Annotated in this window: 13 protein-coding genes and 6 pseudogenes; 10 read left to right on the forward strand and 9 right to left on the reverse strand. The window is 37.3% G+C overall.

Going from position 1 to position 11,621, the window contains the following annotated elements; genetic code table 11:
* The 7 genes and pseudogenes from NI469_RS14645 to NI469_RS14675 all read left to right on the forward strand — a co-directional run.
* Positions 1-335 (forward strand): annotated as a pseudogene (locus NI469_RS14645) (transposase); the annotation flags it as partial.
* 439 nt (positions 336-774) lie between these two features.
* Positions 775-2,109 (forward strand): ISNCY family transposase, encoded by a 1,335-nt coding sequence (locus NI469_RS14650; RefSeq protein ID WP_253175609.1) that lies wholly within the window; start codon positions 775-777, stop codon positions 2,107-2,109.
* Between the two features lie 187 nt (positions 2,110-2,296).
* The gene (locus tag NI469_RS14655) at positions 2,297-3,415 is read left to right on the forward strand and encodes a Fic family protein (protein ID WP_180087649.1); all 1,119 of its coding nucleotides are present in this window, start codon (positions 2,297-2,299) and stop codon (positions 3,413-3,415) included.
* Between the two features lie 665 nt (positions 3,416-4,080).
* The gene (locus NI469_RS14660) at positions 4,081-4,392 is read left to right on the forward strand and encodes a hypothetical protein (RefSeq protein WP_162689791.1); all 312 of its coding nucleotides are present in this window, start codon (positions 4,081-4,083) and stop codon (positions 4,390-4,392) included.
* 169 nt (positions 4,393-4,561) lie between these two features.
* Positions 4,562-5,236 carry a hypothetical protein gene (locus tag NI469_RS14665; RefSeq protein WP_111885976.1) on the forward strand — a complete coding sequence of 225 codons (675 nt, stop codon included), beginning with the start codon at positions 4,562-4,564 and terminating at the stop codon, positions 5,234-5,236.
* Between the two features lie 278 nt (positions 5,237-5,514).
* The gene (locus tag NI469_RS14670; protein ID WP_180039136.1) at positions 5,515-5,802 is read left to right on the forward strand and encodes a BrnT family toxin; all 288 of its coding nucleotides are present in this window, start codon (positions 5,515-5,517) and stop codon (positions 5,800-5,802) included.
* Entirely contained in the window at positions 5,789-6,103 is a 315-nt protein-coding gene (locus tag NI469_RS14675; protein ID WP_180039137.1) for a BrnA antitoxin family protein, read from the forward strand. The genes NI469_RS14670 and NI469_RS14675 overlap by 14 nt, the downstream gene beginning before the upstream one ends.
* Positions 6,104-6,157: 54 nt before the next feature.
* Here the strand turns inward: NI469_RS14675 and NI469_RS14680 are convergent, their stop codons facing one another.
* From NI469_RS14680 to NI469_RS14700, 5 genes are all read right to left on the reverse strand, one after another.
* Complete coding sequence (locus NI469_RS14680) at positions 6,158-6,541, reverse strand: hypothetical protein (RefSeq protein ID WP_180039174.1); 384 nt, start codon at positions 6,539-6,541, stop codon at positions 6,158-6,160.
* A 72-nt stretch (positions 6,542-6,613) separates the two neighbouring features.
* Positions 6,614-6,907, reverse strand: coding sequence for a type II toxin-antitoxin system RelE family toxin (locus NI469_RS14685; protein ID WP_004733298.1), 294 nt, complete (start codon positions 6,905-6,907; stop codon positions 6,614-6,616).
* Positions 6,897-7,142: a type II toxin-antitoxin system RelB/DinJ family antitoxin gene (locus NI469_RS14690; protein ID WP_070154357.1), complete on the reverse strand. Its 246-nt coding sequence runs from the start codon at positions 7,140-7,142 to the stop codon at positions 6,897-6,899. The genes NI469_RS14685 and NI469_RS14690 overlap by 11 nt, the downstream gene beginning before the upstream one ends.
* A 169-nt stretch (positions 7,143-7,311) precedes the next feature.
* On the reverse strand, positions 7,312-7,638 hold the full coding sequence (locus NI469_RS14695; protein WP_004797785.1) for a hypothetical protein: 327 nt from the start codon (positions 7,636-7,638) through the stop codon (positions 7,312-7,314).
* Entirely contained in the window at positions 7,635-8,057 is a 423-nt protein-coding gene (locus tag NI469_RS14700) for a hypothetical protein (RefSeq protein WP_004676061.1), read from the reverse strand. Before NI469_RS14700 ends, NI469_RS14695 begins: the two co-directional genes overlap by 4 nt.
* 103 nt (positions 8,058-8,160) lie before the next feature.
* Here NI469_RS14700 and NI469_RS14705 point away from each other — a divergent pair, with 103 nt between their 5' ends.
* Positions 8,161-8,484, forward strand: a complete 324-nt coding sequence (locus NI469_RS14705; RefSeq protein WP_180009342.1) for a hypothetical protein — start codon at positions 8,161-8,163, stop codon at positions 8,482-8,484.
* A gap of 76 nt (positions 8,485-8,560) precedes the next feature.
* On the opposite strand, the gene NI469_RS14710 is transcribed toward NI469_RS14705, so the two are convergent.
* The 3 genes and pseudogenes from NI469_RS14710 to NI469_RS14720 all read right to left on the reverse strand — a co-directional run bounded on the left by NI469_RS14710 (position 8,561) and on the right by NI469_RS14720 (position 10,613).
* Positions 8,561-8,851, reverse strand: coding sequence for an addiction module antidote protein (locus NI469_RS14710; protein WP_180039173.1), 291 nt, complete (start codon positions 8,849-8,851; stop codon positions 8,561-8,563).
* A 1-nt stretch (position 8,852) separates the two neighbouring features.
* Positions 8,853-9,150: pseudogene (locus NI469_RS14715) on the reverse strand (type II toxin-antitoxin system RelE/ParE family toxin).
* A 129-nt stretch (positions 9,151-9,279) separates the two neighbouring features.
* Positions 9,280-10,613, reverse strand: a pseudogene (locus NI469_RS14720) (ISNCY family transposase).
* A gap of 181 nt (positions 10,614-10,794) precedes the next feature.
* Between NI469_RS14720 and NI469_RS14725 the strand changes: the two are divergent.
* Both NI469_RS14725 and NI469_RS14730 read left to right on the forward strand, forming a co-directional pair.
* Positions 10,795-11,078: pseudogene (locus NI469_RS14725) on the forward strand (helix-turn-helix domain-containing protein); the annotation flags it as partial.
* A pseudogene (locus tag NI469_RS14730) lies at positions 11,072-11,436 on the forward strand (IS3 family transposase); the annotation flags it as partial. The pseudogenes NI469_RS14725 and NI469_RS14730, both read left to right, overlap by 7 nt.
* A 94-nt stretch (positions 11,437-11,530) precedes the next feature.
* On the opposite strand, the pseudogene NI469_RS14735 reads toward NI469_RS14730, so the two are convergent.
* Positions 11,531-11,621 (reverse strand): annotated as a pseudogene (locus NI469_RS14735) (IS5/IS1182 family transposase); the annotation flags it as partial.

Here is an 11,621-nt window from a genome sequence, read left to right on the forward strand (position 1 = left end):
ACCAAGCAATGCCGTCAGGTCATTGCAGATCGGCAAGCGCATGCGGTGATTCCACCTAGAAAAAATGCGAAACCATGGAAAGATACAAAGAGTAGCTCGCTAGAACGAAATGAATTACTTCGAACAGTTAAACGTTTAGGCAGGACATTATGGAAAAAATGGTCAGGCTATCATCGGCGAAGTTGGTTGAAACTAAGATGCACTGCATTAAATTATTAGGAGATAAACTCAGCGCAAGGAGTTTTGATAGCCAAGTGAATGAAATTCATGCACGTGTAGCAGTCCTCAACAGATTTACGGAATTAAGTCGACCACTTACCCAAGTTACGTCTTAAATTTGGCTCAATTAGGGGCGCTTTGCATTTCAAATCTTTGTGCAACAAAGCCCTTTGAAAGCGTAAGGCTTTCATTGAGAACAATAATGGGTATAGACAGGGACAGTACGAGTTGAGGTGAAACAATAATATTAGTTGTTTTTTAGTTGAACCTTTTTTTGTCAATCGAATTGTTTTTAGTTCAAACATGATGAAGTTTATGAATTAAAATTTAATTCAACATATCATATTTATCTAAATAAAGGATAGTACTTTAACTTATTGAAATCAGGTGAGTGTAAGGGATATATGAAGTTATTGTTTGGTATACTTCGCTTAACATAATCAATATTATACGAAATCAGTGTGTTAGAAACCATTTAAAGTGTCTATATTCTCACCAATAAAAATGTCTAGTTTATGATGGTTTTTACCATCATGGACTGGATATAAATTAGAGATGTTGATCACTATGTCTGACAAGGAAATTCAACGTCTTGCAGTTCTGCAAGACGTTCGAGATCATCGTATTATCCAGGTCCGTGCTGCTGAAATCCTGAATCTTTCCACTCGTCAAATTACCCGGTTATTGCAGAAACTCAATCAAGACGGTGTTTCAGGTCTGGCACATGCTAGTCGTGGTCAACCTGGCCATCATCGCCATGATGAGTTATTAAAATCAAAATGTCTTTCCATTATTTCTGAACATCTGCTGGGCTTTGGACCTACCTTGGCGCATGAGAAGCTCAGCAGCATGTTTGACCTGAATATCCCGGTAGAAACGGTTCGGCGCTGGATGATGGCCAATGACCTCTGGATTCCGCGATCCAAGCGCCTTAAACGTCCATATCAGCCACGTTATAACCGGGATTGCTTCGGTGAGCTGATCCAGATTGATGGCTCATATCATGACTGGTTCGAAGGACGCGCTGCTAAGTGCTGTTTATTGGTGTATATCGATGATACCACTGGAAAGCTGTTGCATCTACGCTTCTGTGAGGCGGAAACCACCTTCGACTATATGCTTTCAACCCGAGCCTACATTGAACAATACGGCAAACCTCTGGCCTTTTATAGCGACAAACATTCGGTATTCAGAGTTAATCAGAAATCCAGGAAAGACAGCCAGATCACGCAATTTGGGCGGATTCTGAACGAGTTAAATATTGATATTATCTTTGCCAACTCACCACAGGCTAAAGGTCGCGTAGAACGCGCGAATAGAACCCTTCAAGACCGTTTGATCAAGGAGATGCGTCTGGAAGGCATCAGTTCAATTGCCGAAGCCAATGCATGGCTACCCTGCTTCATTGAGCACTTCAATCAGAAGTTTGCCAAGTGTGCGAGAAACTCGAAGAATTTACATCGATCTTTAACGGAATCTGATGCTGAGCTGGAGGATATATTCACTTGGCAGGAACCGCGTAACGTCACGAAGAACCTAACCATCACCTATGACAAGTGTATTTATCTGCTTGAACCGACAGAGCTGAATCATAAGCTTGTTGGGCAATACATTTCATTTCTGGAGTACCCGGATGGCACTGTGGCCCTCATGCATGAAGGACGGAAGATCAACTATAGCGTCTTCAATAAACTGGCTGGACTACAGCAGAATGAAGTGGTTGAGAATAAAAGATTAGGCTCAGTTCTGGCGCATATCCAGCAACAACATGAAGAGTTGGAGAAACAGAATAAACGTTCCCGTCTCAAGAAAAGTATGCCGAGTCGTAAAGCTCAGAAAGCTGTTATTGAACAAAGAAATTTAAATCCTGTGCTTGACTCTTGTGGTTAAAAACAGGACATTTTAAATGGTTTATCACATAGACATTTTAATTGGTGAATAACACAAAATGTAAGCCCCAAGTAGAACTGTTCTCGATAAATAATGAGCTAATTAACAGTACAAATTCGGCTCACAATATGAGTCGAATTTGTGCTATATTTAACTCATCTTAGATTTTAGATGAGAGAGATTGAAAATGCAGAAATGGATTTGGCAAGCAGAAAACTGGACAAATTTCACATGGCAGGATTCAACTATCTTACCTAAAACCAGACAGATACATCAAAAAATAGGAATTCTTCTTGGACAAAGTCAGCATGATTTAGCGAAAGAACAATTCACTCTAGATACTCTACTTGCCAATCTCGTTGCTTCATCAGCAATTGAAAATGAAACCCTCAATGTTTTTTCATTGCGATCATCTTTAGCCCAACGCTTGGGTGTCACTCTTGAACAGCCTTATCCAAGCTCAGATCGATCAGAAGGTTTAGCCAATATCATGCTGGATGCGCTGAACGATGTTAAGCAACCACTGACTGTTGAGCGCCTCATGCAATGGCATCGTTGGCTTTTCAATGACCCCGACTGGACAATGCAACGTTTACGCATTGGTCAACTGAGGGGATCAGAGCCTATGCAGGTCGTTTCAGGTCGATTGGATTACCCTAAAGTACATTTTGAAGCACCGCCAAGAGAAGGCTTAGAAGAACGCTTACATACCTTCATAGCGTGGTTTAATCAGAGTCTGAATGATTCATTGCTTGATCCTCTGTTACGTGCAGGCATTACCCATTTATGGTTTGTTACCCTACATCCTTTTGATGATGGTAATGGCCGTATTACACGTACACTTACAGACCTTGCTCTAGCTCAAATGGATGAGCAAAGTATCCGTTTGTATGCAATGTCTACTGCGATATTAAATAAACGTAAAAGTTACTATGAGATATTAGAACAAACTCAAAAAAATGATTCTGATATCACAGATTGGCTGATTTGGTTTCTAGACACGTTGAATGAAAGCCTTGAAAAAACCTTAGCGCAGATCAGTCGAACATTGTTTAAAAGTCAATTTTGGCATAAATATTCAAATTTAGCCCTGGGTGAAGAACAACGTAAAGTTCTACATCGTTTATTAGACGGTGGCGAAAATGGCTTTGAACATGGTATTAGTGCTTCGCAATATCAAAAGGTTGCTAAAGTCAGTAAGGCAACGGCTACTCGCCACTTATCAGACTTACTTGAGAAAGAATGTATCGTTAAATTAGAAGGTGGTGGACGTAATACACGCTATCAGATCAATACCCAGTTATAGATATTCTAAGCAATAAAAAACCCCGGCATCCTGCCGGGGTTTTTCGTATTGGTTCGCTCGGTATAACTCCTGTCCTACCTTACAGTCCTTGTGCTTATCTATTGTTATTCTTATATGGAACTTCCTGTTCCCGATGAGTTCATAATAGTAAAATTCCAGTCATTCCGGATAGCAGCAAAGGGCCGAGATTGATGTGAGCCAAAACGTACAAAATAGCCTAAATTTTATCCACAAAAAATGTGGATAATTTTGGACATTGAGGCATTGATAAAATTTGAAAAATCTCAAAATTGATTACTTTTTAAACAAAATTATTGGCAAGAACTATCAAAAACGATCATAAAAAAGCCGAGTTGTTTCCAAGTCAGCTTTTCGACATCGTCGAGCATTATCACTATAACACAAGTATTTGATTTTTATGTGTTTAAAATATGAATTTCGTATAACCGCCATTATGTTAAATGTGATAAAGAATAGATAATAAAATTTAATTAATGAGACATAATCTGTCGTGTATTTTTTAAACAGCACACAATAAATGGTTTAAAAATAGTAATGTACTCTAATAAATTTTTTATTATCAATATCTAAGAGTTATAGAGCTATGTCACGACCAGAAATACCAAATTTAAGAACTTGGCCACGCAATTTAAGTACCTCCCAATATGGTGGATTATCTACATCTCAGTATGGCGGAATGTCCACGTCTCAATATGGTGGAATGTCCACGTCTCAGTATGGCGGAATGTCCACGTCCCAGTATGGTGGAATGTCCACGTCTCAGTATGGCGGATTGTCTACGTCCCAGTATGGCGGATTGTCTACGTCTCAGTATGGCGGATTGTCTACGTCTCAGTATGGCGGATTGTCCACGTCCCAGTATGGTGGACTGTCTACGTCTCAAGGAGGTGGCATGTCTACATCTTCAATTAATGTCTATAAAAGTAATATTCCACCTTGGCCAGTGTTTTTATTAGAACTAGAAACTAGAGGGTATCTTGCACAGGCTCAATTGATTAGAAGACATATTCCCTCATTCTTATATCCTGAAAATTTCTTTTAAATTTTTTATTAAATAAAAGGACATCTTAAATCGGTGTCTTTTTGAGATGTATGTAATTCTTACATTTTTAGGTAGGGGATATTTTGTATAACTCTTTCTCATTAAAGAAAGTTCTTGAGCTTTATGCTGCCATACCACTGATATTGATAGCTTTAGCTGGCACTTATAAGTTTGGTTACTTTTCTACGTTTGATGCTTTATGGATATTACCTTCTATATCCGCTTATAGCTTATTTTACTCAATTCTAATTACTACTTTATTGTTCGCTTTTGGGAGCATAATTTCTTTAATTTATTTATCTATTTCTGCATGGGTAGGTCACTCATATTTACTGATTTTTTCCGTACTATTTATAACAATATCCATATTCCTGATAGGAAGAGAGACATCAATTGCCTTATCAACTAAGTTAATTCCGCTTTATTTTGGTGTGTTTTATTATTCCTATGTACATAGTTCTATATTTGGAGGACAGATAGAGCAATACTTTAGCTCCCCTTTAGTACTATTTTTAACGATTATTGCTTTTGGTGGTATGTTCGGAAGTGGTATGAACGATGCAAATAAAGCCATTAATAATAAAACACTCCCAATAGTATTGTTTGATCAGCAAACGTCATATCCAAGTGATCAGTCTGATTGGAGACTATTAGAAGCAATAGATACCAGATTTGTTTTGATTAATCTTAAAAATAGAACAGATTATGGCTATGAAATAAAAGTAGTTGAATACAGTAAAGTTGACAGTATCTATTAATTTAATAGCTATCAATTTTATAACGACTTTATATTTTTCCTAAAATTAACATAATACACCTTATACGAAACGCGATTGTAATAATCATTTAATATCAATTATTTATATTAAAATAGAAAACTCAAAAAACAGCAAAAATCCGGCTTGGAAACAAGTCGGATTTTTTATGAGCGGTTTTGATAGTTCTTGCCAATAATTTTGACTGAAAATTACACTTATTACCTTGAGTGATACAAATATGTGATACATTATTGTATATACAAATTTGAATGTTTTTTATGGAACAGTATTTCGAATGGGATGAGGCAAAGAATCGAAAGAATCAGCAAAAGCACGATGTCTCTTTCGAAACAGCAAGCCTTATTTTTGAAGATCCGCTAAGGATCTCAATTCAAGACAGACATACCGATGGTGAAGAACGTTGGCAAACCATTGGAAAAGTAAAAGGTGTACTAATGCTACTAGTAGCCCACACCATCTTTGATGAAGATGACTGTGAAATCATACGAATCATTAGTGCAAGACAGGTAACTAAGGCGGAGCGAAATCAATATGAGCATGGTTAGATATACACGCAAAGAGCTGAATGAAAATTTCAGCGACAAGCAAAATGCTGAAATTAAACGTCTCCTTGCTAAGGGAACTGTATCTGATGATCAATTAGATCTGTCTGATATTCCTGAAATCACCGACTGGAGTAAGGCAGTTCGTCATGGGCAATTTTATCGTCCAGTGAAGCAACAGACTTCTGTTCGCTTAGATGCTGATGTACTGGCATGGTTAAAAGCACAAGGGAAAGGCTATCAAACACGTATGAACAAAATTCTGCGTGAAGCAATGTTGGAAGATTTAAAGAATCATTCTTAAAAATGAAATGGGAGCAATAGCTCCCATTTTTAGCTTCGTATAAGTACCATTATGTTAAATAAAATTTATAAAAGGAAAAGTGCGCTTAAATTTTTCTGAGACATGTGGGTTGTTCTTTAGGTATTCAATGGATTGTTCTTGCGTAGAAATAGGGTCAAAAATATCTATTCCCCTTAGATAAGAAATGCCTTCTAACGCTATTTTTTCTGTTTTTGATAGCCTAGAGCTTGGTACAAATCCAATAACTGAATGAATCTTCGCTAATGAGTCCTCGAAATCTATAAGATCAAACATATAAAGTGGTATTTCATCTTGATTTAAATCGTTAATACAAAGCTCAATCCACTGTCTAAACTCATTTAGATTAATTGCTTCTGAAAATAGACACCCAATAGCAAATCCAAGATCAGAATTTTCTTCTTTATATATTTTCCACATACTTAATATTTTCTAAAATTAACATAATACACGTTATACGAAGCCAAAAATGGGGGCATGCAGCTCCCATTTTTAGTCTTTTATCCGCTTTTTTGCTTCATCATAAACAATGCTATCAGCTCGTTTTCCAACGGTAATTAGCAAAATAACTACCTGATCATCTTTGACCTGGTAAACAAGTCGGACACCAGCTTTTAATAATTTTATTTTATAGCAGCCTGCAAGATCACCTTTAAGCATATTCTTTGGAATATGTGGTTGCTCTATTACCTTAGCTAATTTTTTCTTGAATTGATCTCGTATAGCACTAGGAAGCTTTTCCCATTCTGCAGTGAAGTCCTTATGACGTAAAAGCTTATAAGTCATCTAATGTGACTTCCTCGAACATCTCTTTAGGATCATTAACACGTTTGCGAACAAGAGCTAATAAATCAGCATCTTCCTCTGAGAGTAAAGCTTTTTGTACTGGAAGCTTTCCAGTCGTAGCAATATATTCAAGAATATTAGTAAAGAACTCAGTAGGTGCAATTCCTTGTTCTTTTAGGATGGAATAAGACTTTTCTTTAAGGGCTTCATCGACCCTGAAATTAACAGTAGCCATCATTTTCCCATTTATTGAATGCATGAGAATATTGTAATGCAATATGCATTACAAAGATAGTTCGTATAACAACCACTATGTTAAATGGATAGTTGTTTAGTGGGAAAATCAAGTTTTTGAAATTTCAAATTGAAGTTTTTTCGTTCAATTAGTAATTGTAATTTATATTCTATTGAATAACTATTTCATAACTTTTCCTATCATATTTGGCTGCATACGTAGCTACTTCTTGATTAATCTCTTTATGATTTTTATCTAAATATGAAAAGATTATTGAATCCTCATTGTGCCGCTCGTAATTGATGGCGTATTTATATTCTGAATAAGGATAAAGAGTACCTAAGCTATAAGTTTTTTGAGCACTAATATAAGTTACTTTAAGGTCTGTAATTGGATAATCAGTCTGATTTTTAATAAAAATATATCCATCTTTTTCAAATGGCTGGCATCCTATAAGTAGAACTAATGTAAGACAGTAAAATAGGCTATTCTTCATTTTGGTAGTTCTTCAATTGGTCTTATGAGTCGATTAATAACTATAACTTTTGAGGTATCACAGCTATGATCTACTTCAGTTATCCAAGAATAATTATTTTTTTCTAGAGGATAGGATTCTCCGCCTCCATATGCTGCTTTATCACCTAAAAAATAAGTATCCGAATCTACTTTTAGGCTCTTAGTTTCCGTATCCCAATCTAGAGTTTTTGTAGCAAAAATTGGCAGAACTTTAGAGCCATCAGCATGTTCTAGGTATAGGCATTTACCTTCCCTAATAAGCTTAGCTTCACTATAACTTGCATTATCTGCTCCCCCCGTATATTGAATACGTGGAACAACTATATTTGATTCAATTTTTTCTGTAACTGGACTGCAGGCTGCAAGTAAACTTAATAAAATAAATTCTAATCTTTTCATATTAAAGGAATTTTTTTAGAAATTAATAGAGAAATTAAAGCAAATTATTCCAAAAGGCTCTGATTAAAAATTGTTAAAATTAGTAGATATATGAGAGGAAATTATGAAAAATTTTTTATACTTCAATTGCTTATCTTTTATTTTTACTTATTTATCTTTGTTTTATCAGAAATATACATTAGTGGATCGTATAGTTGTAGACAAGCTTGGAAAAGTTAAAGTCATTGGAGGAGGATTTCCCTTACAGTTTTTAGTAGATGGTGAAGTATCTCCAGGTGGGAGTATAGCGCTAGATCCTTTAAATATTATTATAGGAATAGATCAATTTATCTTCTTATATTTTATTTTTGATTATTTGTTCTGGATAAGTGTTTTATTTGCTTTTTACATAATTTTGAAAAGGTACAAACTAAAACAGATTTTCTAAAATTAACATAATACACGTTATACGAATCTAAAAATGGGAGCCTTTAGCTCCCATTTTTACTATATTTTTTAAAGTCTTAGGCGTGTTGTACTTTGAGTTTTAAGCCTAAAGCATTCACTACACGATTAATCGTATCAAAACGTGGTGCTGAATCATGACGTAGGGCTTTGTAGAGTGCCTCACGCCCAATTCCTGCTTCTTTAGCGATTTGAGTCATGCCACGAGCTTTAGCAATAACACCAAGAGCATGAGCTAATTCAGCTGGATCATTCTCTTCAAGAACCATGTTGAGATACATCACAATATCTTCTTCAGTTTTGAGTGACTCAGCCATATCAAAACTTGGTAAATCAGCGACTCTAACCATTTTAATCCTCCAATGTTTTCGATAGTTTGACTGCACGATCGATGTCTTGTTGCTGAGTTGATTTATCTCCTCCACCAAGCATTACAATCACTACGTCACCATGTTGGATGTAATACATCCTCCACCCAGAACCGAAGAATTCTCTCATTTCCCAACCGCCATCTTGGAGAGGTTTGATGTCTCCCCCAATTTCCACGTTGAACCTTATCTAATCCACGATTCAAGTGAATACGAGTCATATTGTCTTTAATGCCATCCAACCATTCATCAAATTCTGGAAGACGTATAATTTCAAGCATGAGGATTCCTTATCTTCTCACTATATTGTATTTGATCGAATACAATATGCAATTAATCTATACGAACATCCATTATGTTAGAACCCATTTAAAGTGTCTATGCGATAAACCATTTAAAATCTCCTGTTTTTAACTGCAAGAGTCAAGCACAGGATTTAAATTTCTTTGTTCAATAACAGCTTTCTGAGCTTTACGACTCGGCATACTTTTCTTGGCCCGGGAACGTTTATTTTTTTTTCCAGTTCTTCATGCTGTTGTTGGATATGATTCAGAACAGCACCCAACCGTTTATTCTCAACAATCTCTCGCTGATTCAGCTGACTTAATTTATCGAAGAGGCTGTAATTGATCTTTCGGCCATCATGCATGATCGCCACAGTGCCATCCGGGTACTCCAGAAATGAAATGTATTGCTCAACAAGCTTATGATTTAGCTCTGTCGGTTCAAGCAGATAAATACACTTGTCATACGTGATGGTGAGGTTCTTCGTGACCTTACGCGTTTCCTGCCAGGTGAATATATCCTCCAACTCAGCATCAGATTCAGTTAGAGGACGATGTAAGTTCTTTGAATTTCGCGCACACTTGGCAAACTTCTGGTTGAACTGCTCAATAAAGCAGGGCAACCATGCATTGGCCTCAGCAATCGAACTGATGCCTTCCAGACGCATCTCCTTGATCAAACGGTCTTGAAGGGTTCTATTCGCGCGTTCTACGCGACCTTTAGCCTGTGGTGAGTTGGCAAAGATAATATCAATCTTTAACTCATTCAGAATCCGGCCAAATTGCGTGATTTTGCTGTCCTGGCTCGATTTCTGGTTCACTCGGAAGACCGAATGTTTATCGCTATAAAAGGCCAGAGGCTTACCGTATTGTTCAATGTAGGCTCGGGTTGAAAGCATATAGTCGAAGGTCGTTTCCGCCTCACAGAAGCGCAGATGCAACAGCTTTCCAGTGGCATCATCGATATAAACCAGCAAGCAGCACTTAGCAGCGCGTCCTTCAAACCAGTCATGATATGAGCCGTCAATCTGGATTAGCTCACCGAAGCAATCCCGGTTATAACGTGGCTGATATGGACGTTTAAGGCGCTTGGATCGTGGAATCCAGAGGTCATTTGCAGTCATCCAGCGCCGAAGCGTTTCTACCGGGATATTCAGGTCAAACATGCTGCTGAGCTTCTCATGGGCCAAGGTAGGTCCAAATCCCAGCAGATGTTCAGAAATAATGGAAAGAAATTTTGATTTTAATAAATCGTCATGGCGATGATGGCCCGGTTGACCACGACTGGCATGCGACATACTTGAAACACCATCTTGATTGAGCTTCTGTAATAACCGGGTAATTTGACGGGTTGAAAGATTAAGGATTTCAGCAGCACGGACTTGTGTAATACGATGATCTCGAACGTCTTGCAGAACAGCAAGACGTTGAATTTCTTTGTCAGACATAGTGATCAGCATCTATATTTCATATCCAGTCCATGATGGTGAAAACCATCATAAACTAGACATTTTTATTGGTGAGAATATAGACATTTTGAATGGGTTTTAACACAAATTGTAAGCCCAAAATAGAAATGTCCGCTTTTAGAATGTGCACTTTTGCAATTTCCTTAGCGGACGGTTTGATATGTTGGTGTCTATGTCGGATAAAGAACTTAAACGATTGTCGGTTTTGCAGGAAATCTGCGATCAACGCATAACTCAATCCCAGGCTGCTCAGCTACTTCTACTTCATATTTCAGAATGTCAGGTCAGACGCTTACTGCAGAAATACAAAGTTCAAGGTCCAGCTGCATTATAGCCCATACGGGTCGTGGCCAAACCAGCAATTCCAGGCTTTCTGAAGAACTCAGACTCAAGTGCCTCAATATTGTTTCTGATCAACTGCATGGTTTCGGACCAACCTTGGCGCATGAAAAGCTTATTCAACAGGAGTTATGGTTCATTCTGACCAAGGCAGTCAGTACTGTAGTCGTGCTTTTAGAGCGCTATTATTGACGAATAACTGTATTCAAAGTATGTCACGCAGTCTTGCGCAGTACACTGCTCATGTTGGGACAATGCAGTGACTGAAAGCTTCTTTCATACATTGAAAGGTCATGTAATCCATGGCAGTGTGTTTGCCACTCGAAAAGAAGCGAATGCTGTCTTGTTTGACTATATCGAGATTTATTACAATCGAATCAGAATACATTCTGCAAATGGCTGGTTAAGTCCTGAAGCCTTTGAACAAAAATATTGTAAGAATTTAGAGGGATCGAATGTCCACAATACTGTCTAGGATCAGATAAAGGATTCTGCATCTGAAAAAAGGCCTTTAGCTTAATTCTGAGCTTCGACTAGGGTCTGTTGACATTTACTGTTCATAATTAACGCTATAAAGGTAGCCATAAAAATATACAGGCTAAAGCAACAGAACTTTGATAATTTCTTTTGAGCTTGTCATATCGAGTAGCTATTCCTCTA

It is taken from the genome of Acinetobacter lwoffii (genome assembly GCF_024129735.1).
Lineage (GTDB): Bacteria > Pseudomonadota > Gammaproteobacteria > Pseudomonadales > Moraxellaceae > Acinetobacter > Acinetobacter lwoffii_H.